This window comes from Plantibacter sp. MCCC 1A11337 (genome assembly GCF_013349365.1).
GTDB classification, from domain to species: Bacteria; Actinomycetota; Actinomycetes; order Actinomycetales; family Microbacteriaceae; genus Plantibacter; species Plantibacter flavus_A.
This window is the reverse complement of the sequence record NZ_JABJWX010000001.1, coordinates 1,457,385-1,483,151: the sequence shown is the minus strand read 5'-3', so window position 1 is coordinate 1,483,151 and position 25,767 is coordinate 1,457,385. Positions and strand designations below refer to the sequence as shown.

The following is a 25,767-nucleotide window of genomic DNA, read 5'->3' as shown; positions in this document are numbered from 1 at the left end:
CGGCGTCCGTACGATCCCGGAGTCACCACACCCCATCGAGAGGAACATCATGCGCGTCCTGGTTGCCGAGGACGAGGTCTACCTGGCCGAGGCGGTCCGAGCCGGCCTCCGGCAGGAGGCGATCGCCGCGGACGTCGTCCACGACGGCGACGCAGCGCTCGAGGCGCTCACGATCAACGATTACGACGTCCTGCTCCTCGATCGGGACCTGCCGGGCACCCACGGCGATGACGTGTGCCGAACGGTGGTCGCCGAGCATCCCGGTGTCCGCGTCATGATGCTGACGGCGGCACGTCGACTCGACGACACCGTGTCCGGCCTCGGCCTCGGCGCCGACGACTACCTGGTGAAACCGTTCGAGTTCCCGGAGCTCGTGGCCAGGCTCCGCGCGCTCGCCCGGCGCACGGCGGAGTCGCGCCCTCCGGTCCTCGAGCGCGCGGGGGTGCGACTCGACCCGTTCCGGCGGGAGGTCTTCCGTGACGGCGTGTACGTGAAGCTGTCGCGGAAGGAGTTCGCGGTCCTCGAGCAGCTGCTGCTCGCCGACGGCGGCGTCGTGAGCGCCGAGACCCTCCTCGAGAAGGCCTGGGACGAGAACGTCGACCCGTTCACGAACACCATCCGCGTGACCATCTCGAACCTCCGCCGACGCCTCGGCTCGCCGTGGGTGATCACGACCGTCCCGGGCGCTGGCTATCGGATCGAGGGCGACTGATGCCCCGTTCCGACGCCGCGGGGTTGCTCAGCCGCCCGAACCGCTTGACGGTGCGCATGCGCTTGACGCTGACGTACGCGCTGCTGTTCGCCGTCGCCGGCTCGATCATGCTCGCCCTCATCTACGCCTTCATGCGGTACGTCCCGACGTACGCGATCACCGCGGTGCGGGCCGATGCGGCCATGGACGGCGCGACCCGGCTGCAGGCGACCGTGCCGACCGAGGTCGCCGGGGCGGCCACCTACCAGCCGGCCGAGGGGCTGACTTCGACGAACGGTACCGCGGCCCTCGTCGTCTCGGACCAGAGCGACATCCTGAACACGCTTCTCGTCTGGTCGCTCATCGTGCTCGTCGTCCTCGCGGCGGCGAGCGCGTGGGGCGGATGGATCCTGTCGGGCCGGCTGCTGCGTCCGCTGCACGAGATCAACGTGGCCGCGCAGCGGGCGGCGACCGGATCCTTCGACCATCGGGTCGCCCTCGCCGGCCCACGGGACGAGATCACCGACCTCTCCGACACCTTCGACCACATGCTCGAGCGGCTCGACCGCTCGTTCAGAGCCCACCAACGGTTCGCCGCGAACGCCTCTCACGAGCTGCGGACCCCGCTCGCGACGACTCAGGCGATGCTCGACGTCGCGGCGACCAGCGACGACCTCGACGAACAGACCGTCCGGGGACTCATCGCCCGACTCCGTGAGACGAACACGCGCAGCATCCAGACCGTCGAGGCCGTGCTCGACCTCGCCGACCTCGAGCACTCGGAGCTGCGGGGTGAGACCGTGGCACTCGGAGAGCTGGCCTCCGACGCCTGCGTCGCCGCGGCCTCAGCGGCTCGAGCGCTGGGGATCGACTGCACGGCCGAGGTACAGGACCTCGCGGTCTGGGGCGACGAGGCCATGCTGCATCAGCTGTGCGGGAACCTCCTGCAGAACGCCGTCCGGCACAACGTCGACGGCGGCTTCGTGCACGTCTCGGTGCGTCGGTCGGGCGGGCCGTCGGGCGGCGCGGTGGTCCTGCGGATCGAGAACTCCGGGGAGCCGATCCCGGCGGACGTGGTCGCGAGGCTCACCGAACCGTTCTACCGCGCCGGCGGCCGGGTCGCGCGCGGTCCGGAGCGGTCACGCGGGCTCGGACTCGCCATCGTGGAGAGCATCGCCGAGGTGCACGGGGCGTCGCTCGAGCTCACCGCACGGTCGGAGGGTGGGCTGGTGGTGACGGTCACGTTTCCGCCGCACCGCCCGGACATGGATGCAGCGTCGTCGACTCAGCGCGCCGTGACGCCGCGCTCGCCGCGGGCCCACACGAAGAAGCCGGCGAGGGTGAACGCCCCGTAGAACAGGTACATCGACGCCGAGACCCAGTACCCGGCGCCGAACAGGAGTGGCACGCCGACCAGGTCGACCGCGACCCAGATGAGCCAGAACTCCACCCAACGTTTCGCCATCCCCCAGGTGGCGAGGAGGGATCCCATGAAGATCCAGGCGTCGGCCCAGACCGGCTCGTAGGAACCGAGTGCCCGGAACACGGGGATCAGGAGCAGCGTGCCGCCGAGCAGGAGGCCGACGAGGACGAGCCGCACCCGCCAGCCGGCCCAGCGGGGTCGGATCACGGCGACCGGACCGGTCGTCGCCTCGACCCGTTCGACCCGTCGCCACTGCACCCAGCCGTAGATCGACACGACGATGAACATGAGCTGGCGGCCCGCCTGTCCCAGCAGGTTGGTCGGGTTCGGCGTGTGGAAGACCGCGCCGAGGAAGACGGTCAGGAGGAGCGCGTTGCCGATGATGCCGACGGGCCAGGCCCAGGCACGGCGACGCATGCCTCCGAGGGCGCTCGCCAGGCCGAACAGGTTACCGACGACCTCCCGCCAGAGGACCACCTGGTCGCCGACTCGGAACGTCGCATCGAAGAGCCAGAGCAGGATCCCCACTGCAGTGCTCCGATCAGGTCCATGGCCAGATGATGCGCGGTCACGCGACCGACGGTCCACCGTACAACGTGCAAAGCCGCCTCCCGATCGGGAGGCGGCTCTGTGACGGTCCGCTGTTCGACAGCGTTCGCCGGCTAGCTCTCGGCGGGCAATGCTCCGCCGGCGGCGATGACCTGCTCGAGGAAGGCGTCGGTGGCCTCGGCCTGCTTGCGCATGACGCGCTCGGCGTCCTCGGCGCTGCGTGCCTCGGCGGCCGCGACCAGTCCGGTGACGTACGCGGCGAAGATGTCCCACTGGAAGAAGTCGATCGTCGGCAGCGAGGTGTAGGTCACCCGGGTGTTCATCTGACGGGCCACCTGCTGCAGCAGCGAGTTGCCCGAGCGCTCGACCATGAAGTCGGCGAAGGCGGAGGACGACCGGAGGACGTGCTTGTCACGCGCTTCGATGTCCGCGAGCACCGCGTCGCCGAGCTCGCGGAACGCCGCGACGTCCTCGTCGGTGAACTGCGGGATGCTCCACCTCGCGCTGAGCTCGTGGAATCCGTTCAGGAGGCGCAGTGCTTCCGCGTACTGCTCGGCGGTGGGCTTCGCGACGCGGGTGTACCGCTGCGGGGCGGTCTCGACCAGTCCGATGTCGGCGAGCTTGCTGATCGCTTCGCGGATCGGGGTCCTCGAGACACCGAGCCACTTCTCGAGCTCCTCGTCATTGAGGCGTTCCCCGGGCTCGAGGGTGCCGTCCTCGATGGCGGTCAGGAGCTGCTCGAAGACGATGTCGCGCAAGAGCTTCCGAGGGCTCGTCTCGACGGTCTTGGGAACAGGCATGGGACTCCGATCGTCGAGCTGGGATATGACCAGTTCAGAATACCGATATCCAAGGTGTGTTGGATAGTTTTGTGCCTCATGTGTTGTAGAACATGCCGGATGCACAGGGTGTCGTCGGGCGCGCTGAGCCTTGCTATCCTGACGCGCACGGGTTGACCTGGAACGGCAGGAAGGTGGGACGCATGTCGACGGATTCGGCGGCGAGCAGACCCCGCCATCGGCGGATCCATCTCTTCCAGACGCTCGGGGCGCTGCTGGGCGGTGTGACGCGCGTGACCGTGCCCGTCCTCGAGGACGCCGACCGAGCGGCGCTCGTCGCCGAGTTGGACGAGGTGTCGCGAGTGATCGGCTCGCAGGACCCGGTCGCCTACGCCGAGCTCTCGTGGCCGCTCATGGACCATCTCGTCGCTCTCTGCCCGAATCGCATCCTGGTCACGACCGCTCGCGACGCACTCGCGCTACTGTCGCCGCAACTCGAGGTCACCGCCGACACCGACTGGCTCGATTGGCCGTCACTCGCGGTGGACTTCCCGCTCCTCCGGGACGCGGTCGCGGAGGGCGACGCGATCGCCGCGGAACTGGCCGTGGAACGACTGTGGGGGATGGCCGCGACGCTTCCGTGAAGCATTCCAAATGCTGATATGCTGAAGTAGTCGCTTGCGACACCACTGCCGGAGACGCCGGTCAGGACATTCGGGTTCCTGGCCTGAGCGCCCGGTGGTGAGTCGGGTGGGTGGGTTTCGGGTATCCGCCCACCCGGCGTATCGAGCCCCATCCGATAACGACACAGCCCCGACAACGACACAGCCCCACGCCGTCGGGCGCAGGGGCTGTGTGGAGTCGGGTCGCTCAGCCGATGACCGGGCCGAACCGCTCGGGGAGCACGCTCTTCGACACCCGACGCAGTTCGGAGACCGGGATGGTCAGGACGTCCTGGATCTCGAGGGCGGGCTCGGTCGCGTCGCCGACGGCAGAGGCGTCGGTCACGCCGATGCGGAGCACCGGGTAGCCGCGGCCCTCGCACAGGCCCTGGAACTTGACGTCGTCCTCGCGCGGCACCGAGACGATGACGCGTCCGGTGGACTCGGAGAAGAGCGCCGTCGTGAGGTCGACGCCGTCGCGCGCGAGCAGCTCACCGAGGAAGACCCGGGCACCGACACCGAAGCGCATGACGCTCTCCGCGAGCGCCTGAGCGAGACCGCCGTCGGAGAGGTCGTGGGCGGAGGACACGAGGCCCTCCTTGGCCGCGGCGTGCAGCAGCTCGGCCAGCGTCTTCTCGCCGGCGAGGTCGACCTTCGGCGGCAGACCACCCAGGTGGTCGTGGATCGTCCCGGCCCAGGCGGATCCGTCGAGCTCGAGTGACGTGGTGCCGAGGAGGTAGAGGTTGTCGCCCTCGTCCTGCCATCCGCTCGGGATGCGGCGCGCGACGTCGTCGATCACGCCGAGGACGCCGACGACGGGCGTCGGGAAGATCGGGACGTCGCCCGTCTGGTTGTAGAACGACACGTTGCCGCCGGTGACGGGCACGCCGAGCTCGAGGCAGGCGTCCGACAGGCCGGCGACGGCCTCGGAGAACTGCCACATGACCTCGGGGTTCTCCGGCGAGCCGAAGTTCAGGCAGTCGGTGACGGCGGCCGGGACGGCACCGGTGACGGCGACGTTGCGGTAGGCCTCCGCGAGCGCGAGCTGTGCACCCTGGCGCGGGTCGAGCTGGCAGTAGCGGCCGTTCGCGTCGGTCGCGATGGCGAAGCCGAGGCCGGACTCCTCGTCGACGCGGATCATGCCGCCGTCGTCGGGGAAGGACAGCGCGGTGTTGCCCATGACGTAGTAGTCGTACTGGTTGGTGATCCAGCTCTTGTCCGCGAGGTTCGCCGATCCGAGGAGGGAGCGGAACTGCTGCTCCAGCTCGGCAGGGGCGTCGGTGCGGGGGAGGGCCGAGGCGGAGTCGGCCTGCAGTGCGTCGATCCAGGTGGGGTAGGCGACCGGGCGCTCGTAGACCGGGCCGTCGACCGCGACGGTCGAGGGGTCGACGTTGACGATCTCCTCGCCGTGCCAGTTGATGACGAGGCGGCCGGTGTCGGTGACCTCACCGAGCACGGAGGTCTCGACGTCCCACTTGTCGGTGACGGCGAGGAACGCGTCGAGCTTGCCCGGCTCGACGACGGCCATCATGCGCTCCTGCGACTCCGACATGAGGATCTCCTCGGGCGTCAGCGAGGGGTCGCGCAGCAGCACGTGCGACAGCTCGACGAACATGCCGCCGTCGCCGTTGGCCGCGAGCTCGCTCGTGGCGCAGGAGATGCCGGCGGCACCGAGGTCCTGGATGCCCTCGACGAGGCTGTCGCGGTAGAGCTCCAGGCAGCACTCGATGAGCACCTTCTCGGCGAACGGGTCGCCGACCTGGACGGCCGGACGCTTCGTCGGGCCGTTCGCGTCGAAGGAATCGGACGCGAGGATGGAGGCGCCGCCGATGCCGTCGCCACCGGTGCGGGCACCGAAGAGGACGATCTTGTTGCCGACACCCGAGGCGTTGGCGAGGCGGAGGTCCTCGTGACGCAGGACGCCGACCGACAGGGCGTTGACCAGCGGGTTGCCCTGGTACACCTTGTCGAAGTAGGTCTCGCCACCGATGTTCGGCAGGCCCAGGCAGTTGCCGTAGGAGGAGATGCCGGCGGTGACGCCGTGCACGACGCGTGCGGTGTCGGGGTGGTCGATGTCGCCGAAACGGAGCTGGTCCATAACGGCGACCGGTCGGGCACCCATCGAGATGATGTCGCGGACGATGCCGCCGACGCCCGTGGCCGCACCCTGGAAGGGCTCGATGTAGGAGGGGTGGTTGTGGCTCTCGACCTTGAAGGTCACGGCCCAGCCCTCACCGACGTCGATGACACCGGCGTTCTCGCCCATGCCGACCATGAGGTTCTTCTTCATCTCGTCGGTGACCTTCTGGCCGAACTGGCGCAGGTAGATCTTGCTGGACTTGTAGGAGCAGTGCTCGCTCCACATGACCGAGTACATGGCGAGCTCGCCGCTCGTGGGACGACGGCCGAGGATCTCGCGGATCTTCGCGTACTCGTCGGCCTTCAGGCCGAGGGCGCCGTAGGGCTGCTCGCGGTCCGGTGTCGCGACGGCGTTCTCGACGGTGTCGGCGACGGCGGAGCTGGTGGGGGTGGTGGTCGTCACGAGGGCAGGACTCCAAAGGAAGTGGTGGGATGCCGGACCCACCAATCTTAGCGGCGTGCAGCGACGAACAGATGCTCGGATGGGCGTCGGAGGTCGACGCCCATTCGTCACGGTGCGGTGCAGGATTCGAGGTCTCTTCACGAGCTTCGAGATCGACCGTGACGATCGGTGCGATGGTTGCGTCCTATCACCAACGAAGCGATCAACCGCTCGCTCGAGACGAACCAGGAAGGGCAACACCATGTCGAACACCACCAACTCCCCGAAGCCCACCGTCACGAAGGGTGTCGTCGGCGAGAACAACGCCGCCACGCAGACGAACACCCACGGCAAGACGGTCATCGACAACGGCGTGGTCGCGAAGATCGCCGGCATCGCAGCCCGCGAGGTCCGCGGCGTGCACGCCCTCGGTGGTGGCGCAGCCCGTGCCTTCGGTGCCATCCGCGACGCCATCGGCTCCTCCGACCTGTCGCAGGGCATCCGTGTCGAGGTCGGCGAGACCCAGGTCGCCGTCGACGTCGTGATCGTCGCCGACTACCCGGTGGACCTGCAGGCCGTCGCGAGCGAGGTCCGCGCCTCCATCATCCGCGCGATCGAGCAGTTCGTCGGCATGGAGGTCACCGAGGTCAACGTGACCGTCAGCGACGTCTTCATCCCGTCCGACGACGAGGACCAGAACGCCGAGGCGCGAGTCCAGTGACCGCCACCAACACCGGCATCCTGATCGGAGCCGTCCTCGCACTCAGCTGGGTCGCCTTCGGGTTCTGGGCGTTCGTGTTCGTCGCGGTCGCGATGGGGATCGGCGCCCTCGTGGCCCGCATCGTCACCGGCCAGACCGACCTGAACGCGATCGTCGACGCCGTCCGCGGGAAGCGCGTCTCGTCATGACCACCGCCGTCCTCGACCGGGGAGTCCCCTCGGTCGCCGAAGCGCCCGTCGTGCACCCGCACGGCGGGCCGGGCCGGACGCGGATCACCGCGAAGGCCCTCGAGCACGTCGCCGTGAACATCGCGGCCGAGTCGCTCGGGGTCCCGGCGGGACGTGTGAAGGTCGAGCTCGCCGACGACCAGGGCGCGCTCGCGCTCATCGTCACCTCGCCGATGCGTGCGATCCCACTGTCGCGCGTCTCGGCCACCCCCGACGCGCTCCAGCGCTCAGGGGGCTCCATCGTCGAGCGCGTCTCGGCCGCCACCGGTGCCATCGCCGCTCGCGTCGAGCAGCTGTCCGGTTCGAGCGTCTCGCGCGTCTCCATCCGCGTGAGCGGACTCGAGATCGACCAGGAAGGACGCGTCTCATGACCGCCACCGCAGCCACGACCCCGGCCGCCGGCCCGACGAGGGTGCTCCGGCGCCTGGCTCGCCGCGAACTGCACTCGCCGCGCTCGACCGCCGCGATCCTCCTCGCGGTCCTGCTCGTGCTCGTCGCGCTCTGGATCGCCGTGGAGACGGTGCTCGCCCTCATCGGCGTCCGCCCGCTCCTCGTCGCCCCGGGTGAGATCCCGGGAGCCGCGGCGAGCCTGCCGTCGACGCAACCGGTCATCCTCGGTGTCGCGGGGGCACTCGTGCTCCTGCTCGGAGTGGTCCTCATCGGGATCGCGCTCGGACCGGGACGTCGTCACCGCCATCTGTTGTCGACCGGGCGCGTACTCGCGGTCGTCGATGACGAGGTCATCGCGTCGGCCCTCGCGCAGCGCGCTTCGACGACGGCTGCCACGCATCCCGACGGCACCTCCGTGGCCGTCGGGCGGCGGACCGCAGCGATCCGGATCACCCCGGCCAGCGGCATGCGCGTCGACCGGTCCGAAGTCGACCGCGCCGTCGCCGCAGACCTCGATGCGTTCGGCCTGCAGCCGTCGCTCCGGGCGACCACCTCCATCTCGTCGAACGGGAAGGTCGGACAGTGAACTCCACCAACCGCGGACTGAACCGTCTGCTCATCCTCCTCATCGGACTCGTGTTCGTCGTGATCGGGGCGGCGGCGCTCGCCGTCGTCACCGTGCCCGTCGTCGCCGACTGGTGGCGCGACAATCGGGCCGCCGTGCTCGACACGATCGACGGCTGGTTCGCCTGGAACCCGTTCGCAGCGGTGTCCAGCGCGGACGCCGGTCAGACGGCCTCGGTCCTCGTCCCGATCGCCGGCATCGTGCTGCTCGTGGTCGTCGCCGCCCTGCTCATCTCGTTCGTCCTTCGCCAGGGGCGCGGCCGTTCCGGCGTCGTGCATCGCGCGACCGTCGAGCACGGCGACATCGTGCTCGAGACGGACGTCGCGGCCAATGCCCTCGGCGATGCCCTCGACGACACCGAGGCGTTCTCGTCCGTCCGCGTCTCCGCCTGGGACGTGAACCGGGCGCAGGCGCTCAAGGTCGCCGTCACCTGCCGGCGTGGCGTCTCACCCCGCACGGCGGTGGAGACCGTCAGCACGGCGGTGGAGTCGCTTGACCGCCTGCTCGGCGTCGAGCTCCCCGTCCTCGTCGAGGTCGGCGGCGGCTTCCGCGCCGCCAAGCCGAAGCGCGTCCTCCAGTGACCGTCACTGATCCGGACGTGCCGGTGCAATTGCAAGCCCCCGTCCGAATCGGCTGATCCGCAGCCGCGCGTCGCAGAATGCCAGTGTCGCGGGATGAACCATCGGGACACATCAACGCCCCACGGCGATCCGTGGGAGAGGGAGCAACATCATGGGTAAGAAGATCCTCCTCATCATCGTCGGCCTCATCGCCTTCGGTGCCTACACGCTCGGCGCGAAGGCCGGACGCACCCGGTACCGCGAGATCAAGCACGCCGCAGAAGAGTTCTGGAACGACCCTCGCGTCGAGAAGGCGCGCAAGAAGGCCGTGAAGAACGCGAAGAAGGCCACGGCGAAGGCCCAGAAGGAAGTCCAGAAGAAGCTCCACTGAGTTCTTCGATCGCCCGTCCGCGGACGAAACGCCGCCCGCTCGCCCCAGTCTGGGAGAGCGGGCGGCGTTCGTGCTCACAACACTTTCGACAGGAACGCGCGTGTCCTGGCGTGCTGCGGATTGGCGAGCACCTCGCGGGGCGCTCCCGTCTCCACGACCACGCCGCCGTCCATGAACACGAGCGAGTCGGCCACCTCTCGGGCGAACCCCATCTCGTGCGTCACGACGATCATCGTCATGCCGTCCTTCGCGAGCCCCTTCATGACGTCGAGGACCTCGCCGACCAGCTCCGGATCGAGTGCCGAGGTCGGCTCGTCGAACAGCATGAGCTTCGGATCCATCGCGAGGGCCCGCGCGATCGCGACCCGCTGCTGCTGACCGCCCGACAGGTGACCGGGGTATGCAGCCGCCTTGTCGCTCAGACCGACCCGGTCCAGGAGTTCCCGGCCGCGCTGCTCGGCGACCGCTCGCCGTTGACCCTTCACCTGCATGGGCGCCTCGATGATGTTCTCGAGCGCCGTCATATGCGGGAACAGGTTGAACCGCTGGAACACCATACCGATGTCGCGCCGCTGCTTCGCCGCCTCCTTGGGCTTCAACTCGTAGAGCTTGTCGCCTCGCTCGCGGTAGCCGATGAGGTCCCCCTCGACGAGCAACCGTCCGCCGTCGACCCGCTCCAGGTGGTTGATGCAGCGCAGGAAGGTCGACTTGCCGGAGCCCGACGGCCCGACCAGGCACATGACCTCGCCGCGTCGTACCGTCAGGGAGATGTCCTTGAGGACCGTGTTCGAGCCGAAGGACTTCACCACGCCCTCCGCGTGGACCATGTCGATCGTGTCCGTGTCCGTGATCGTCATCGTCGTTCTCCGCTCTCGCCGTCGGTTGGGCTCTGCTTGGCGCGCGCCTCCGCCTCCTGGACCTGGATGGCCTCGGTCGTGACGGGTGCCCCCGCGTCGATCCGGGTAAGGCCGCGCGCGAATCGCTTCTCCAGGAAGTACTGCCCCACCATCAGGATCGAGGTGAACAGCAGGTACCAGAGCGACGCGACGATGAGCAACGGGATCGGGTTGAACGTCTCGGACGAGATGTCCCGCGACCTCGTGTAGAGCTCCTGCGTGAACGGGACGGCCGTCACGAGCGACGTGGTCTTGAGCATCGAGATCACCTCGTTGCCGGTCGGCGGGATGATGATCCGCATCGACTGCGGCAGGATGACCCGCCGCATCGTCTGCGCCCAGCTCATCCCGAGCGCCGTCGACGCCTCCTCCTGTCCGCGGTCCACCGACAGCAGACCGGCGCGCACGATCTCCGACATGTAGGCGGCCTCGTTGAGTGCCAGCCCGATGACGGCGATCCAGAACGTGTTCAGCGCGGCATCGGTCGGCAGCTGCGCGATCGGCGGGAGGAAGGGCAGTCCGATGTTGAGCGTCGGATAGATCGTCGCGAGCAGGCCCCAGAAGACCAGCTGCACGTAGACCGGCGTCCCGCGGAACAGCCAGACGAAGCCCCACGCGATGGCCTTGAGCACCGGGTTCGGCGACAGCCGCATGATCGCGAGCACGACGCCGAGGACGATGGCGCCGATCATGGAGTACACCGTCAGCTGCAGCGTGATGAGCGCTGCCATGGTGATCCGCCGGTCGAAGACGTACTTGCCGACGGCCGGCCAGTCGTACGCCGGTCGCGTCGCCGCGTCGACCACGAACGCGACGAGCAACAGCACGATGATGACGGCGAACACGTTCCGCCAGGGATGGCGGAGCTTGACGACCTTCAACGGCACCGGGGGCGCGGACGCCGTCCCGGTGGTTCTGGAGTCGCTCACGGTCAGCTCGTCGCGCCGTTGATGTCGATCTTGTCGATGGCGCCGGACTCGACGCCCCACTTGCTCAGGATCGAGCCGTAGGTGCCGTCGTCCATGAGGGACTGCAGGGCGGCCTGGAGGGCCTTGCCGAGGTCGCCACGGTCCTTCGCGATCGGCATGCCGTAGAGGAACGTCGAGTAGACGTCACCGGAGAGTTCGAGCTTGCCGTCGCTCTGCTGGACGGCGTACTGCACGACCGGGGAGTCGGCGGTCATCGCGTCGGCGCGGCCGAGTGTGACTGCAGCCGTGGCCTCGTCCTGCGTGTCGTAGCCGAGGGCCTCGATCGCCGGCTTACCGGCGTCGGTGCAGGCCTGCGACTTGGCGGGGACGTCGTCGAGGGCCTCCGTCGTGCCGTTCTGGACGGCGACCTTCAGCCCGCAGGCGTTGTCGGGGTCGACGGACTTGCCCGCCAGGGTCGCCCACTGGATCCCGGCCGTGAAGTAGTCGATCATGTCGACCTGCTGCTGACGCTCCTTGGTGTCGAAGAACGACGACAGCCCGACGTCGTACTTGCCACCGGTGATGCTCGGGATGATGTTGTCGAACTTCGCCACCTGGTAGTCGGTGGTGAGGCCGAGCTTGCCGGCCATCGCGTCGGCGAGCTCGATCTCCCAACCGATCGGGTCGCCGTTCGCGTCCTTGAACTCATTGGGCGCGTAGGTCGCGTCGGTGCCGAGGATGAGCTTGCCGACCTGACGGATGTCGTCGGGGAGGAGCGCCTCGGCGGCCTTGTCGACGGTCACCGCGGCGGTAGAGCCGGTGGCGTCGGGCGTGGCGACCTCGTTGTTGACGCAGCCGGTGAGCAGCAGCGCGGCGGCGGCCGTGAGTGCGGCCGGGAGCAGGTATCGGTTCTTCATGTCAGGTTCCTTGCTCGGTTGATGTGGTGGTGGAGGTGAAGACGCGGCGTCCGGCGATCCAGGTCCCGACGGTCCTGGTGTGCGCGATCTCGGTGGTGGGGCCGGCGAACGGGTCACGGTCGACGAGGACGAGGTCTGCGACGGCGCCGACCTCGATCACGCCGGTGTCGTCGCGGTGGTCGATCCGGTTGGACCCGTGCGTGTACGCGGCGATCGCCGCTCCGAGCGTCAGCGACTGTCCTGGGTTGAGCGGTTCGGGGTGGTGGTCGGGATCGTCGGCCGGCAGCGTGCGGTTGACCGCCACATGCAGGGCCTGCCACGGGTCGGGGGTCGTGACGGGCCAGTCCGATCCGGCACAGAGCAGGGTGCCGAGTCGTGCCGCATCGCCGAACGGATACTGCCAGGAGGCGCGTTCGTCGCCGAGCAGCGGCAGGTTCAGCTCGACCATCTGGGGCTCCCACGTGGCCCAGAGCGCCTGCATGTTCATCGTGACGCCGAGTCGGGCGAACCGCGGCAGGTCGTCGGGATGGACGATCTGCACGTGCGCGATGTGGTGCCGGTTGTCGCTCTCGCCGTTGCGCGCCCGCGCGGCCTCGAGGGCGTCGAGGCACTCGCGGACCGCCCGGTCGCCGATCGCGTGGAAGTGGACCTGGAACCCCGCGGCGTCCAGCCTCGTGACCGCCTCGACGAGGATCGCGGGCTCCAGGAAGGAGATGCCGCGTTCGGGCGTGGTGTCTCCGCAGTGACAGGTGCGCAGGTAGGGGTCGATCATCGCGGCGGTCCGGTTCTCGGGGATGCCGTCCTGCATGATCTTGACGGTGCCCGCGGTGAAGCGCCCGGTTGTCGTCCCGAGGGCCGCGGCGCGGCGTGCGATCGCGTCGCGGCGAGCGATGAGTTCGTCGATCTGCTCGAGTCCACGATCCCGGTCCCACCAGAGCGCCCCCACGACGTCGCTCATGAGCAACCCGTCCGCCATCGCTTGCAGGTAGGCGTCGCTCGTATCGGTGTGGCTGCCGTAGTCGCCGACGATCGCGTCCTGCCAGCCGGTGACGCCGAAGCCGTGGAGGGTCTGCTGGGCTGCGACGAGGGCGGCCGCGACGTCCTCGTCGGTGTCGACGGGGACGAACCGGGACACGAGCGAGCGGGCACCCTCGTGGAGCATGCCGTTCGGGGTGCCGTCCGCGTCCCGTTCGATTCGGCCGTCGGCGGGGTCCGGTGTGGTGTGGTCGACGCCGGCGAGGCGGAGCGCCTCGGTGTTCACCCAGGCTCCGTGGTGATCGCGGTTCTGGAGGAAGACGGGCCGGTCCGGCACCACTCGGTCGAGCTCCGCGGCGGGCGGGGTGCCGCCGGGGAAGGCGGCCTGTTGCCAGCCGCCGCCGACGATCCACGGGCGCTCGGGGTGTGCCTCGGCGTAGGCGGCGATCGTGGCGAGGTATCCCTCGGGGGTGCGCTCGCCCGACAGATCGCACGCGAGCTGTTCGAGTCCGGCCTCGATCGGGTGGACGTGCGCGTCCACGAAGCCGGGGAGCAGGAGACCGCCTCGGAGGTCGACGATCTCGGTGTCGGGACCAATCGCCGCGTGTGCGTCGGCGTCGAGGGCGACGATCCGGCCGTCGGAGACGGCGACGGCACCGTTCTGCGGCGTGAGCAGGGCGTTCCGGAAGACGGTGCCTCCGGTGAAGACCGTGTCCGCGTTGCTCGTCATATCACCTGCTCGAAGCGTCGGTGGTGCCGTCTGGCCGGCGCGTCATCCTCGGCGCGCTAGCGGTATCGAGAGCATAACCCGGATCGAGGTGACGGATTCGTGCGTCGGATCGCGTTTCTGCAACGGAATCCTTCAGCCGGAGTGTCAGTGCACGCGAACGGGCCCGGAGCGTACGCTCCGGGCCCGGCTGATTGCAGGAGATGTCGACGCGGCTCAGGCGACGAGCGTGCGCAGCCCCTCGACCAGCGGCGTCGTGGGGTGGCCGATCAACCGGCTGAGGTCGCCGCTCGTCTCGGCGAGCAGGCCGTCGCGGGTGTTGCCGTCGAGCGCGACGACGAAGCCCGCGGTGCCCTCGTCGAGACCGGCCGCCAGCAAGGCCTTCATGTGGTCCTCTGGGGAGAGGTCCTGGTAGACGACCTCTCGGCCGACGACCTCGCCGATCGCCTGCGCCAGCTCGGGGTGCGACCATGCGACGTCGCCGGCGAGCTCGTAGGCCTTGCCCTCGTGGCCGTCGGTGGTGAGGACGACGGCGGCCGCCTCCGCGTAGTCGGTGCGAGACGCGCTCGACACGAGGCCGTCGCCGACGCTCCCGACGAACGATCCGGTCGCCTTGGCCTGGTCGACGGACTGGCCGTAGTTCTCGGTGTACCAGCCGTTGCGGAGGATGGTGAAGGGGAGGCCGGACGCGCGGATGAGCTCCTCGGTCGCCTTGTGCTCGGGGGCGAGGATCAGCGGGGAGGTGTCGGCCCGGAGCGCGCTCGTGTAGACGAGGCGGGCGACGCCGGCACGCTTTGCGGCGTCGATGACGGCGGCGTGCTGGGCGACGCGCTGGCCGACCTCGCTCCCGGAGACGAGCAGCAGGGTGTCGCCGGCCTCGAGCGCGGCGTCGAGGGTGGCCGGGTCGGTGAAGTCGACCTTCGCGGTGCGGACGCCCTGTGCGGCGAGATCGGCCAGTGCCTCGGTCCGGCGGCCGGTGGCGACGATGGTGGCGGGGTCGGTGCCGCGGGCGAGCAGGTGCTCGACGACGAGGTGGCCGAGGTGGCCGGTGGCTCCGGTGACGACGAGAGACATGTGAGGGTCCTTTCGATGGGGTTCGCTGAGGAGGAACCCGCTTCCGATCACATTACTTCCCGATCTGCAGTACCCACTTTGAGGTAAGCTACTGTCCGACGAGTAAGGAATGAGCCATGACGAGCGTGGACACGCAGCTGGGAAGACGCCCTGGATTCACCGACGGCATCCTGCCTGCCGCATGCCCCTCGCGCACGGTGCTCGACCACGTCACCAGCAAGTGGGGCGTCCTCGTCCTCCTGGCGCTGTCCGACGGCACCCATCGCTGGGGTGAGCTGCGACGGGTGGTCCAGGGCATCAGCGAGAAGATGCTGGCCCAGACGCTCCGAACGCTCGAGGAGGACGGCCTCGTCATCCGCGTCGCGCACCCCGAGATCCCGCCCCGTGTCGAGTACAGCCTGAGTGACCGCGGTCGCGACCTCAACGAGCACCTGATGCCCTTGATGGCGTGGATCGACCACAACGCGTCGGAGATCCTCGGGCGCTAGGCGGTCCGGCCGAGCGCGGTGAGGACGTCGACGAGTGTCGACGGGTCGCCGACGTTGCCCGGGACGACCACGTAGAGCTTCTCCTCGTGCTCGGGTGTCACCACACTCCACACCGAGACCCCGGGCAGCACCTGTCCGAGGACGCGAGCGCGCCGTGCACCGAGTCCGACCCGGGCGACCTCGGCGGAGGTGATGCCGCCCTTCGACACGACGACCTCAACCGATCGTCGGAGCGCAGCGGTCGCCGACGTCAGGGCGATCATCACCCGCTCACCGTGGTCGAGCGTGTTGTGCGAGGCGTCCCGTTCCCGCTCGGACGAGATCGCGGCGAACCCCGTCGCGGTGAGTCTCGCTCGAGCGGCCTCCGCCACGGCCCGCCCGGTGGCGACGGCATCCTGGAGGGCGTCGCTCGTGGGGACGATCTCGGCGGGGCCGAACGCCGCCTCGACGGGCGCGAGCTGTCGCGTCGCACCGATGGTGTGGGAGCCGCAGACGAGGAGCGCGGCGACCGGCTCCGCGACGAGCGGCGAGGGCAGGAGGCCGTCGCTCTCGACGCCCGCGATGGCTGCAGCGAGGGGTGACGCGGACCGGACGACCACGTCGGCTCCGTCGGCCCACGCCGCCGTGATGGCCTGCGCGATGATCCGCACGTCGTCTCCGGTCTCCGCGTCCGGAAGGAGCACCGTTCCGGGAACGGCATCGCGGAGAGCTGCACGGAACCCGGCGGCGCCGTCGCGGAGACCCGCCAGGCCGAAGTGGGCGGCCTCCCGACCGGACTGCTCGCGCACGTAGTCCGGCAGGTGTCCCGAGCGGAACGGGAACACGGGGTCCTGGGCGTACTCCGTCTCGTGGGCCGGCAGCGTCTCGTCGCCGATGCGGACGTAGTGGGTGCCGTCGATCGTCGTGCGCCCGCCCTCCGGGAAGGCCGGGACGAAGACGATGACGCTGCGGTCTCCGGTGAAGACGGCGGTCTCGGGGAACACGTGCCCGCGCAGGGTCGAGTCGCCTCGGAGGACGACGTGCACCCGTTCTCCGAGACGGCGTCCCGCCTCCTCCGCTTCGGCTCGAGTGCGTTCGAGGAGCGCCACTGCCTCCCCCTCGGGGACGGCGCGGGTGTTCGTGAGCAGGTAGACCGCATCGGCTCCGCCGAGCATCTGCTCGATGAGATCGGCGTCCCATTCGAGGAGGACGTCGACGCCGGACGCCGACTGCGTGCCGGTGGGGTCGTCGTCGAGGATGATCGTCTTCATATCGTCCTAGGCGGTGTCGTCGCGACGAAGTTCGGTGAGCACGCGCTCGACGATACCGCTCGTCGCGAGACCGTAGCGTTCGTGGAGGGTCGGGAGCGCGCCGGCGTCGAGGAACGCGTCGGGCAGGGCGATCGGAACGACGCGCTTCCCGAGCCCGCGGCGCACGACCGCGCTCGCGACCGTCTCGAACAGCCCACCGACGACGGTGTGATTCTCGAGGGTCACGGCGAGGCGCGGGGTGTCGATCTCGGCGAGGACGGTCGCCTCGTCGAACGGCTTGATGGTCGGCGTGTGGACGACGGAGACGTCCACACGGTGCGCGGCCAACGCCTCCGCAGCCTGGAGCGCGCGCATCGTCATGAGCCCGCTGGAGATGAACACGACGTCGTTCCCGGGACGGAGGACCGCGGCCTTGCCGAGTTCGAAGCGGTAGTCGTACTCGTCGAGGACGAGCGGCACGTTCCCGCGCAGGAGGCGGAGGTAGGTCGGACCCTCGTGCGCGGCGAGTTGTGGCACGGCCTGCTCGATGTCGAGGGCGTCGCAGGGGTCGACGATGGTGAGGTTGGGCATCCCCCGGAAGATCGCCATGTCCTCGGTCGCCTGATGGCTCGGTCCGTATCCCGTCGTGAGGCCGGGTAGGCCACCGACGACGTTGACGTTGAGGTTGGGCTCGGCGATGTCGAGGCAGATGAAGTCGTAGGCGCGACGCGCGGCGAACACGGAGTACGTCGAGGCGAACGGGATAAAGCCCGTCTCCGCCAGGCCGGCAGCGGTGCCGTACAGCAACTGCTCGGCCATGCCCATCTGGAAGAACCGCTCCGGGTGTGCCTTCGCGAAGACGTGCATGTCGGTGTACTTGCTGAGGTCTGCTGACAGACCGACGATGCGTGGGTCCGTCTCGGCGAGGGCGGTGAGAGCTCGACCGAAGGGAGCCGGGGAGGTCCGCTGACCGGGGTCGGCGAACGACGCGATCATCGCCGACGTCTTGAGCCTGGGGCTCGTGGTGGTGGTGCTCATGCCTGGTCCGTCCCGTCGAATCCTGCGGTCAGTTGGTCGCGGCACAGCTGCCACTCGTGCTCGTCGATCTTCATGAAGTGCGCCTTCTCCCGCTGCTCGAGCAGTGGCACGCCGCGTCCGACGAGGGTGTCGCACAGGATCACCGCCGGAACCCCCTGGGCCTCCGCTGCGGTGGTCGCGCGGTCGACCGCGTCGAGGAGCGCGTCGACGTCGTTGCCGTCCACGCGCTGCGTGAACCAGCCGAACGACGCCCATTTCTCGTGGGCGGGCTCGATCCCGAGGACGCCGGCCGTCGGTCCGTCGGCCTGCAGGGCGTTCATGTCGACGAACGCCAGGAGGTTGCCGAGACGGTGGTGGTGCGCGCCCATCGCGGCCTCCCAGGTCGAACCCTCGTCGAGCTCACCGTCGGAGAGGAAGTTCACGACGCGGGCGTCGTTGCCCTGCAGACGGAGGCCGAGGGCCATGCCCACGGCGACGCCCAGCCCGTGGCCGAGGGAACCGCCGGAGATCTCCATCCCGGGGGTGTAGCTCGCCATACCGGACATCGGCAGGCGCGAGTCGTCGGAGCCGTAGCTCTCCAATTCCTCGACCGGGATCACCCCGGCCTCCGCGAGTGCGGCGTACAGGCCGATCGCGTAGTGCCCCGTCGACAGCAGGAAGCGGTCGCGACCCTCCCAGTGCGGATCGGACGGGCGGAGACGCAGGAGGTCCGCGTAGGCGACGGCGAGGATGTCGGCGGCCCCGAGGCCCTGGCCGACGTACCCCTGGCCCTGCACCTCGCCCATGTCGAGGATGTGGTGGCGGATGCGATGTGCGGCCGCCCTGACCGCGGTGCTGCGTGACGACCGGGTCGTCGGCTGACCGGCGGTGCCGGTGATGGTGGAGGTCATGCTGGATTCCTTCCGGATCGGATGGTGCCGACGTCGGTCGCCGTCGGCCGACACCACCCGGTGGATCGTGGGGCGGTCGGTCAGCGGCGGACGAGTTCGGCCGGGCTGGTGTCCGCAGCGGTCAGTTGCCCTGTCTTGATCGGCGCGGTCTCGCGGGCGGTGAGCGCGCAGAGCGTGGAGACGACGCCCAGCGCGCTGAGGAGTACCGCCGGACCGACCCAACCGATCCAGCCGTACAGTGCCGTCGCGATGAAGGGCAGCAGTCCGGCGACGACGCTCGCGCCGTTGTAGCCGAGCGAGATGCCCGAGGAGCGGACGTTCCGGTCGAACTGCTCGGAGAACCACGACCCCTCGACCGCGAAGATCGGGTCGTGACTGAGGATGAGGCTCAGGGTGACGGCGACGATGATCATGATGATCGCGCCCGTGTTGATCAACAGGAACATCGGGACACCGAAGAGGATCGTGAAGATCGAGCCGATCAGGAAGACGTTCCGACGACCGATGCGGTCACTGAGCGCGCCGTAGGCCAGATGGGTTCCGAGGCCGAGCGCCGAGCCGACGAGCGTGCCGTACAGGACGTACTGCTTGTCGGAGATGCCGGCGAGCACCACGTACGACAGGGCGAAGCTCGTCGTGATGTAGTACCCGCCGGTCTCGGCGAGCCGCAGACCCATGATGCGGAGGATGATCCGCCAGTCCTGCTTGATGACCTGGATCGCCGGGCGCTTGTGGATCTCTCCGGCCGCCTTCATCTGCTCGAAGTCCGGCGACTCGTGGATGCCGAGACGGATCCAGAGGCCGATGGCGACCATGACGATGGAGAACAGGAACGGTACCCGCCACACCCAGTCGCCTTCGAAGAGTGCGGCGCTGAGGAGGAATGAACCGTTCGCCAGGAGGAGCCCGGCGGGAATGCCGATCTGCGGGACCGCGCCGAAAAAGCCCCGGCGCTTGAGCGGTGCGTGTTCGACCGCCATCAGGACGGCGCCACCCCACTCGGCCCCGTACCCGATGCCCTGGATCGCGCGGAGCAGGATCAGCAGGATCGGTGCCAGCACACCCACCGTCCCATAGGTCGGGAGGAGGCCGATGAGGAAGGTCGCGACCCCCATGATCGACAGCGCCCAGATGAGGATCGTCTTGCGGCCGATGCGGTCGCCGAAATGCCCCGCGAGGTACCCGCCCAATGGACGGAAGAGGAAGCCGATCGCCAGGGTGGCGAAGCTGGCCAGGACGCCGACGAAGGCGTTCTCGGCGTGGAAGAACGCCGTCCCGAAATACGCCGCTGCCGCGGTGCCGTAGATGAAGAAGTCGTAGCTCTCGACGGCCGTCCCGATCATCGAGGCCGTCGAGACCTTGATCGGGTTGTCCTTCACCGGAGCCGGTGCGGGGGTGGGGTGTGCCATGGGTTCCTCCTTGAACGAATGGTGCGGGGTCGTGCGGTCGAGGTCGCTCAGACGCTCGGGCGATAGGTCTCGATCACGCGGGAGTCGTCGCGGGTGCCGAGGCCGGCCTCGGCCGCGGCCAGGTACCGCTCGCGGGCGGCGTCGAGGACGGGCGTCGACGCCCCCGCAGCGCTCGCCGCATCGGCCACGAGCCCCGCGTCCTTGACGAAGATGTTGATCTGGCTCGTGACCTCGACGTCGGTGCCCTGCAGCATCCGCGGCCCGCGGTCGGAGAGCATCCAGGACGCGGCGGCACCCGACTCGACGAGGGGGAGCACCGTGGCCGGGTCGAGGCCGAGCGACTCGGCGAGGGCGAGCGCCTCGGCTGCGGCGACGATGTGCACGGCGCAGAGGTGCTGGTTGACCACCTTGATGCCCTGGCCGTCGCCGACGGCGTCGCCGACGATGCGGACGGTCCCGAGTGCCGCGAGCACACTCGACACGGCGTCGGTCGCCGCGCTGGGGCCGGACACGAAGAGGGTCAGTTCGCCGGTGCGTGCCCGGGCGACGCCGCCGGTGACGGGTGCATCGACCACGGCCGCCCCGGCATCGGTGAGGCGGGCGCCCTGCTCGGCGACGGATGCGGGGCCGACGGTGCTCATGACCACCCAGGTCTGCCCGGCGACGTCCGTGGCCTCGAGCGCCTGGTCGACGAGGGTCGACAGCTGGTCCGGCGTCGCGACCATCACGATGACGACCTCGGCCCGGGGTGCTTCAGCGATCGAGGACACGGCGTCGACGCCGACGGCGGAGGCGCGCTCGTGCGCTGAGGGGAACGGGTCGACGCCCGTGACGCGGTGGCCGGCCGCCGCGAGCTGGGCGGCCATCGGGAGCCCGATCGCGCCGATACCGACGAAGGTGAGCGTGGTTGCGGGCTGTGGCGTCGTCGCCATGGCGTCCTCCATCGGTGCGCGGGGTGAGCGGATGATTGGTTGAACCAATCTGCTGGGGACGATCGTATGGCGACCCTCTCGCGCTTGTCAAGTATTGGTTGGACCAATGGGAGACCGCAGCGGCATCCAGGCGTGGGCCGCGAGGGTCAGTGCGCGTCGACGCCGAGCCGCAGCCAATCGACGAAGTGCTGGTGCATGGCTCGGCGCGCGGCTTCGGGGTCGCGGGAGACGAGGGCGTCGACGACGGCGTAGTGGACGCTGTCGGTGTTGCGGACGCCGTGTTCGTCGGGCTCCTCGACGGCGATGGCCTGCAGTCGCCTGGTGCGGATCGCCTCGCGGAGGACGTGGCTGAAGCCCTCGTGCATGAGCCGGAAGATCGGATCGTCGACGATCGCGTTCAAGCGGCTGTGGAACGTCACGTCCGCTTCGAGGGCGGCCTCGTGGTCACCAGCTCGCGTTGCCTCGATCATCCGGTCGACGTCGGAGCGGAGGAGGGCGATCTGTTCATCGGTCACCAGACCGGCCGCGGCCTCCGCGACGGTCTCCTCGAGGAGCATCCGCGAGCGGGCGAACTGCTGGTCCGTCAGATGGCCGAGCTGGCGGGAGATCGTGAACCAGCTCCGGACGAAGTCGTCGCCGGGGGCGTCCAGGTAGGTGCCGCGTCCCTGCGTCCGGTACAGAAAGCCCAGTCGCTCCAGCACGGCGAGCTGTTCGCGGAGCGCGCCGCGGCTCATCTCCAGTGCCTCGCCGAGTTCGCGCTCCGGGGGGAGCCGTCTCGCCGTCGTGTCCGGCTCCGGGGTGGAGAGCTCGATGAGGCGACTCACGAGCGCTTCGAGCGGTTCAGCCACATCCGCCCCCTCGATTGCTCCGACCAGCTTCGATCGTAGCCGGTGCGTTCGTTCGCCCGAAGATGGGCGAACGAACGCTCCCTCGCCCGAAGATGGGCGAACGAACGGGCTAGACGGCCTGGAGGGCCTGGACCGCGCTCGTGAAGAAGGCGAGACCGTCGACACCGGAGCGCATGGCGACCGGGGTGTCGGGGCCGAAGCCGGGCTCGATCGCGTGCTCGGGGTGCGGCATGAGTCCGACGACGTTCCCGGCCGGGTTCGTGAGGCCGGCGATGTCGTCGAGCGAACCGTTCGGGTTCACGCCCGCGTAGCGGAACGTGACGAGACCCTCGCCCTCGACGCGTGCCAGGGTCTCGGCGTCGGCGATGTAGCCGCCGTCGGCGTTCTTGAGCGGGATGGTGATCTCCTGCCCCTTCGAGAACTGGTGCGTCCACGCGGTGTCGGCGTTCTCGACCGTGAGCAGCTGGTCGCGACGGATGAACTGCTGGTGGGCGTTCCGGATGAGGCCGCCGGGCAGCAAGTGGGCTTCGACCAGCATCTGGAAGCCGTTGCAGATCCCGAGGATCGGCATGCCCTTGCCGGCGGCGTCCTTCAGCTCGGTCATGATCGGCGAGACCGCGGCGATCGCTCCGGCGCGGAGGTAGTCGCCGTAGCTGAAGCCACCGGGCAGGATCACGGCGTCGACACCCTGGAGGTCGTGGTCGCCGTGCCAGAGCGCGACGGGCTCGGCGCCCGCCATGCGGACCGCGCGCTGGGCGTCGCGGTCGTCCAGCGAACCGGGGAAGGTGATGACACCGATACGGGTCGTCATGCCTCGGAGCCCTCGGGGTAGTGGATGGCCACGACGTCCTCGATCACGGCGTTCGAGAGGATGTCGTCGGCGATCTGCTGCACCGTGGCGCGCGTGGCGTCGGTGATGGGGCCGTCGACCGTGAGCTCGAACCGCTTGCCGATGCGGACATCGGTGAACTCGCTCTCGCCGAGACGCGCGAGGGCGCCGGCGACGGCCTTGCCCTGGGGGTCCAGCAGTTCGGCTTTCGGCATGACTTCTACGACGATGGTCGGCACGGAGGTCTCTTTCGTTGCGACGCGGCGGGGATGCGAACAGTCTAGCGCCGAGCACACGACGACCGTCCGACGGCGGGGCGTCGGACGGTCGTCGTGGTCAGCGGATCATTCCGGGAGGGCGGCGTCCGCTTCGTTCGCGTCGCCGGCGATGCCGCGGGCGAGCGTCTTGTTGCGGAAGAAATCCGGTCGGAGCTTCGCCTGGATGAGCATGATGACGATGCCCGCCACGATGATGATCATGCCGAGGATGAACACGAGCCCGACACCGCCGATGTTCGACCCGCTGCCGTAGTCGGGGTCCGCGCTCTCGATGATCGTGGTGAAGAAGAGCACGCCCAGGATGAGACCGCCGACGAGCGGGGAGAAGAACTGGAAGAAGAAGTTCCGTGCGCTCGAGAACCACTGCTTCCGGAAGTACCAGACGCACGCGAACGCCGTCAGGCCGTAGTAGAAGCAGATCATCATGCCGAGGGTCGTGATCGTGTCCCAGAGCACGTCCTCGGAGATGAAGCGCATGACCGCGTAGAACACCGACGCGACGACACTCGAGACGATCGTCGCGTAACCGGGCGTGAAGAACTTCGGGTGCACCTTCGAGAACTTCGGCGACAGCGCGCCGTAGTGTCCCATCGCGAGCAGGGTCCGCGCAGGGGAGACGAACGTCGACTGCAGCGAGGCGGCCGAGGACGACAGCACCGCGATCGACACGAGGATCGCGAGCGGGCCGAGGATGGGCCCCGCGAGCGAGAAGAACACGTTGCCCTGGATGTCCTCGTTGCCGAGCCCGAACTCGCCGTCGCCGACGCCCGCGTAGTTGATGAGCGCGACCGACAGGAACAGGTAGAGGACGACGATGATGATGACGGTCGCCGTGGCGGCCTTGCCCGGCGTCGAGCTCGACCCCTTCGTCTCCTCGCTCATCGTCAGCGTGACGTCCCACCCCCAGAAGATGAAGATGGAGAGCGAGAGGCCTGCGGCGAAGGCGCTGAACGACCCGACGGCGAACGGGTTGAACCAGTCGAGCGAGATCGGGAGGGCGTCGAACGCGTCACCGCCCGCCACGTGCGCGAAGGCGACGATGCCGAACAGCACCATCACGAGCAACTGGAAGCCCACGAGCACGTACTGCAGCTTCTGCGTCGTCTGCATGTCGCGGTAGGAGATGAGCGTCGCCCCGAGCATGAACGCCAGACAGGTGATGACGTTGATGAACGGGTTCGACGTGAGGCCGGCGATGTCGGGGTTCTGGAAGATCTGCGACAGCATCAGGTAGAAGAAGTCGACCGCGATGCCCGCGAGGTTCGAGAGCACGACGATGGTCGCGGCGATGAGGCCCCAACCGGCCATCCAACCGACCCACGGGCCGAACGCGCGCGTCGCCCAGGTGAACGAGGTGCCGGAGTCCGGCATGCGGCTGTTGAGTTCCCGGTAGCCGAAGGCGACGAGCAGCATCGGGATGAAGCCGACGAGGAAGATGGCAGGCACGTGGGTGCCGACCTCCGCGACCGTCGGACCGAGAGCGCCGGTCAGGGTGTACGCCGGGGCGATGCACGAGATGCCGATGACGATCGCACCGATGAGGCCGACGGTGCCGGCGCCGAGGCCCTTCTTGGAGAGGGCGCCCGTCGCGGTCGTCTCGGGGTGGGCGACGTCGCGAGGCGGGGTGGTTTCGGGAGGGGTCATGTCGGGTCTCCGAGGGTCAGCACGGAGTCGCGGGGCACGACCACCATGGGTACGGGGAGCTCGCGCAGCATCTTCGCTGCCGTGGAGCCGAGGAAGAGATGCTTCGGGGTGGCGAGTCGGCTGGAACCGACGAGCACGATCTCCGCGGGCTTCCACTCGAGGTTCGAGACGGCGTCCTCGATACGGGTGCCAGAGGCGATCTCGGTGGTCACGTCGATGTCCTTCGGCAGGTGCTCGGTCGCGTAGGCGAGGACCTCCGCCGCGTGCGACTCGGCCCTGGCGGTCGCCTCGGGGTGCTCGGCGCCCTCTGGCTGGTCGAGCGCGACGAGCGAGACCAGCCGGAGCGGGATGACCGCGTTCTTGGCGACGACGATGGCCGCGTCGAGCAGCTGGTGCGCGCCGGCACGGGTGCCGATCGCGCAGGTGATCCGGCTGACCGTGCCGCCGGTGGGCTGGGCCTCGAGGAGGTCCCGGCTGCCGACCGGAGCGAGGGCGACCGGGACGACCGCCGAGTGCAGGAGCGTGTTCGCGACGCTGCCGAGCGTGAACCGCCCGAGGAGTCCGCCGCGCGCCGCACCGATGATGATGAGCCCGCCCTCGAGGATGCGGGAGGCCTCCAAGAGGCCCTCGGCGAACGACTCGTCGTACACGAGGTGCGTCTTGGCCGTGATGTCGGCTGGGACCGCGTCGAGCGCCTCGGCGAGCCAGCGTTCGGCCGTCTCACGGAGGAACCGTTCGTACCCGGGATCGGCCGGGGTGATCGTCGGGCGTTCCTCGTTGGCGAGCACGAGGACGATGTCGAGCCGGGCTCCGGTGGTCCGAGCGATCCGGATGCCGAGCGCGAGCGCGTCGCGTCCCGCCGGCGTATCGGTGTAGCCAACGATGTATCTCATCTGGTGTTCGCTTTCGATCGGGTGCGAGCGTGTGATGGCGGTTCCTGAGCCTGTCGAAGGGCGGGACCGGGACCAGGATGCACGGCGGTGTGCGGGTGTTTCGTTGGTGCAGGGTATCGACGGGGGTGGCCCTTCGACAAGCTCAGGGACCGGAAGTGGTGCTCAGGGACCGGAGGCGGTGGGCGGGGAGTGGAGCGCCCTTCGACACGCGGTTCCTGAGCTTGTCGAAGGGCAGGGACCGAGGAGGTCGGAG

The 25,767-nt window shown here is 69.1% G+C and carries 28 protein-coding genes; 10 read left to right on the top strand and 18 right to left on the bottom strand.

Going from position 1 to position 25,767, the window contains the following annotated elements:
* Positions 1-49 precede the first annotated feature (49 nt).
* Together HOW07_RS06845 and HOW07_RS06840 are read left to right on the top strand one after the other, a co-directional pair.
* The gene (locus HOW07_RS06845) at positions 50-712 is read left to right on the top strand and encodes a response regulator transcription factor (protein ID WP_064294162.1); all 663 of its coding nucleotides are present in this window, start codon (positions 50-52) and stop codon (positions 710-712) included.
* Positions 712-2,046, top strand: coding sequence for a cell wall metabolism sensor histidine kinase WalK (locus HOW07_RS06840; protein WP_175116414.1), 1,335 nt, complete (start codon positions 712-714; stop codon positions 2,044-2,046). The genes HOW07_RS06845 and HOW07_RS06840 overlap by 1 nt, the downstream gene beginning before the upstream one ends.
* Here the strand turns inward: HOW07_RS06840 and pnuC are convergent.
* Together pnuC and HOW07_RS06830 are read right to left on the bottom strand one after the other, a co-directional pair.
* Entirely contained in the window at positions 1,977-2,642 is a 666-nt protein-coding gene (pnuC, locus tag HOW07_RS06835; protein WP_175116413.1) for a nicotinamide riboside transporter PnuC, read from the bottom strand. The two genes, HOW07_RS06840 and pnuC, sit on opposite strands and share 70 nt — an antisense overlap.
* A gap of 134 nt (positions 2,643-2,776) precedes the next feature.
* A complete protein-coding gene (locus HOW07_RS06830) occupies positions 2,777-3,463 on the bottom strand; it encodes a GntR family transcriptional regulator (protein ID WP_079001387.1) in 687 nt (228 codons plus the stop codon).
* Between the two features lie 182 nt (positions 3,464-3,645).
* Here HOW07_RS06830 and HOW07_RS06825 point away from each other — a divergent pair, with 182 nt between their 5' ends.
* A complete protein-coding gene (locus HOW07_RS06825) occupies positions 3,646-4,086 on the top strand; it encodes an FCD domain-containing protein (RefSeq protein WP_175116412.1) in 441 nt (146 codons plus the stop codon).
* A 226-nt stretch (positions 4,087-4,312) separates the two neighbouring features.
* On the opposite strand, the gene purL is transcribed toward HOW07_RS06825, so the two are convergent.
* Positions 4,313-6,646 (bottom strand): phosphoribosylformylglycinamidine synthase subunit PurL, encoded by a 2,334-nt coding sequence (gene purL / locus HOW07_RS06820; RefSeq protein ID WP_064294167.1) that lies wholly within the window; start codon positions 6,644-6,646, stop codon positions 4,313-4,315.
* 241 nt (positions 6,647-6,887) lie between these two features.
* Here purL and HOW07_RS06815 point away from each other — a divergent pair, with 241 nt between their 5' ends.
* The 6 genes from HOW07_RS06815 to HOW07_RS06790 all read left to right on the top strand — a co-directional run bounded on the left by HOW07_RS06815 (position 6,888) and on the right by HOW07_RS06790 (position 9,539).
* Positions 6,888-7,346: an Asp23/Gls24 family envelope stress response protein gene (locus HOW07_RS06815; RefSeq protein ID WP_079001390.1), complete on the top strand. Its 459-nt coding sequence runs from the start codon at positions 6,888-6,890 to the stop codon at positions 7,344-7,346.
* The gene (locus HOW07_RS06810; RefSeq protein WP_056008790.1) at positions 7,343-7,534 is read left to right on the top strand and encodes a DUF2273 domain-containing protein; all 192 of its coding nucleotides are present in this window, start codon (positions 7,343-7,345) and stop codon (positions 7,532-7,534) included. The genes HOW07_RS06815 and HOW07_RS06810 overlap by 4 nt, the downstream gene beginning before the upstream one ends.
* Positions 7,531-7,944, top strand: coding sequence for a hypothetical protein (locus tag HOW07_RS06805; RefSeq protein WP_158596590.1), 414 nt, complete (start codon positions 7,531-7,533; stop codon positions 7,942-7,944). Before HOW07_RS06810 ends, HOW07_RS06805 begins: the two co-directional genes overlap by 4 nt.
* A complete protein-coding gene (locus tag HOW07_RS06800) occupies positions 7,941-8,549 on the top strand; it encodes a DUF6286 domain-containing protein (protein WP_121291586.1) in 609 nt (202 codons plus the stop codon). Before HOW07_RS06805 ends, HOW07_RS06800 begins: the two co-directional genes overlap by 4 nt.
* Complete coding sequence (locus HOW07_RS06795; protein WP_121291587.1) at positions 8,546-9,169, top strand: hypothetical protein; 624 nt, start codon at positions 8,546-8,548, stop codon at positions 9,167-9,169. The genes HOW07_RS06800 and HOW07_RS06795 overlap by 4 nt, the downstream gene beginning before the upstream one ends.
* Before the next feature lie 151 nt (positions 9,170-9,320).
* The gene (locus tag HOW07_RS06790) at positions 9,321-9,539 is read left to right on the top strand and encodes a hypothetical protein (protein WP_064294172.1); all 219 of its coding nucleotides are present in this window, start codon (positions 9,321-9,323) and stop codon (positions 9,537-9,539) included.
* Between the two features lie 74 nt (positions 9,540-9,613).
* Here the strand turns inward: HOW07_RS06790 and HOW07_RS06785 are convergent, their stop codons facing one another.
* The 5 genes from HOW07_RS06785 to HOW07_RS06765 all read right to left on the bottom strand — a co-directional run bounded on the left by HOW07_RS06785 (position 9,614) and on the right by HOW07_RS06765 (position 15,036).
* Positions 9,614-10,396, bottom strand: coding sequence for an amino acid ABC transporter ATP-binding protein (locus tag HOW07_RS06785; RefSeq protein ID WP_147427132.1), 783 nt, complete (start codon positions 10,394-10,396; stop codon positions 9,614-9,616).
* Positions 10,393-11,364 carry an amino acid ABC transporter permease gene (locus tag HOW07_RS06780; protein WP_199687141.1) on the bottom strand — a complete coding sequence of 324 codons (972 nt, stop codon included), beginning with the start codon at positions 11,362-11,364 and terminating at the stop codon, positions 10,393-10,395. The genes HOW07_RS06785 and HOW07_RS06780 overlap by 4 nt, the downstream gene beginning before the upstream one ends.
* A gap of 2 nt (positions 11,365-11,366) precedes the next feature.
* Complete coding sequence (locus tag HOW07_RS06775; RefSeq protein WP_175116411.1) at positions 11,367-12,260, bottom strand: ABC transporter substrate-binding protein; 894 nt, start codon at positions 12,258-12,260, stop codon at positions 11,367-11,369.
* A 1-nt stretch (position 12,261) separates the two neighbouring features.
* Positions 12,262-13,965 carry an amidohydrolase gene (locus tag HOW07_RS06770; protein ID WP_121291588.1) on the bottom strand — a complete coding sequence of 568 codons (1,704 nt, stop codon included), beginning with the start codon at positions 13,963-13,965 and terminating at the stop codon, positions 12,262-12,264.
* A 213-nt stretch (positions 13,966-14,178) separates the two neighbouring features.
* Entirely contained in the window at positions 14,179-15,036 is an 858-nt protein-coding gene (locus HOW07_RS06765; RefSeq protein ID WP_175116410.1) for an SDR family oxidoreductase, read from the bottom strand.
* 116 nt (positions 15,037-15,152) lie between these two features.
* On the opposite strand from HOW07_RS06765, the gene HOW07_RS06760 reads away from it, so the two are divergent.
* Positions 15,153-15,524, top strand: a complete 372-nt coding sequence (locus tag HOW07_RS06760) for a helix-turn-helix domain-containing protein (protein WP_121291590.1) — start codon at positions 15,153-15,155, stop codon at positions 15,522-15,524.
* Here HOW07_RS06760 and HOW07_RS06755 read toward each other — a convergent pair.
* The 10 genes from HOW07_RS06755 to HOW07_RS06710 all read right to left on the bottom strand — a co-directional run bounded on the left by HOW07_RS06755 (position 15,521) and on the right by HOW07_RS06710 (position 25,514).
* Entirely contained in the window at positions 15,521-16,774 is a 1,254-nt protein-coding gene (locus HOW07_RS06755; RefSeq protein ID WP_175116409.1) for a four-carbon acid sugar kinase family protein, read from the bottom strand. The two genes, HOW07_RS06760 and HOW07_RS06755, sit on opposite strands and share 4 nt — an antisense overlap.
* Positions 16,775-16,780: 6 nt before the next feature.
* Entirely contained in the window at positions 16,781-17,791 is a 1,011-nt protein-coding gene (locus HOW07_RS06750) for a transketolase family protein (protein ID WP_175116408.1), read from the bottom strand.
* Positions 17,788-18,681 (bottom strand): transketolase, encoded by an 894-nt coding sequence (locus HOW07_RS06745; protein WP_121291718.1) that lies wholly within the window; start codon positions 18,679-18,681, stop codon positions 17,788-17,790. Before HOW07_RS06745 ends, HOW07_RS06750 begins: the two co-directional genes overlap by 4 nt.
* Before the next feature lie 80 nt (positions 18,682-18,761).
* Positions 18,762-20,090, bottom strand: a complete 1,329-nt coding sequence (locus HOW07_RS06740) for an MFS transporter (RefSeq protein ID WP_121291593.1) — start codon at positions 20,088-20,090, stop codon at positions 18,762-18,764.
* Between the two features lie 47 nt (positions 20,091-20,137).
* Positions 20,138-21,022: an NAD(P)-dependent oxidoreductase gene (locus HOW07_RS06735; RefSeq protein ID WP_175116407.1), complete on the bottom strand. Its 885-nt coding sequence runs from the start codon at positions 21,020-21,022 to the stop codon at positions 20,138-20,140.
* A gap of 146 nt (positions 21,023-21,168) precedes the next feature.
* Complete coding sequence (locus tag HOW07_RS06730; RefSeq protein ID WP_175116406.1) at positions 21,169-21,870, bottom strand: FCD domain-containing protein; 702 nt, start codon at positions 21,868-21,870, stop codon at positions 21,169-21,171.
* Positions 21,871-21,979: 109 nt separating this feature from the next.
* Positions 21,980-22,681, bottom strand: coding sequence for a phosphoribosylformylglycinamidine synthase subunit PurQ (gene purQ / locus HOW07_RS06725; RefSeq protein WP_071262430.1), 702 nt, complete (start codon positions 22,679-22,681; stop codon positions 21,980-21,982).
* Positions 22,678-22,938, bottom strand: a complete 261-nt coding sequence (gene purS / locus HOW07_RS06720) for a phosphoribosylformylglycinamidine synthase subunit PurS (RefSeq protein ID WP_175116405.1) — start codon at positions 22,936-22,938, stop codon at positions 22,678-22,680. The genes purQ and purS overlap by 4 nt, the downstream gene beginning before the upstream one ends.
* 105 nt (positions 22,939-23,043) lie before the next feature.
* Positions 23,044-24,621, bottom strand: a complete 1,578-nt coding sequence (locus HOW07_RS06715; RefSeq protein WP_079001410.1) for an APC family permease — start codon at positions 24,619-24,621, stop codon at positions 23,044-23,046.
* Positions 24,618-25,514, bottom strand: coding sequence for a universal stress protein (locus tag HOW07_RS06710; protein ID WP_064294184.1), 897 nt, complete (start codon positions 25,512-25,514; stop codon positions 24,618-24,620). The genes HOW07_RS06715 and HOW07_RS06710 overlap by 4 nt, the downstream gene beginning before the upstream one ends.
* Positions 25,515-25,767: the final 253 nt, after the last annotated feature.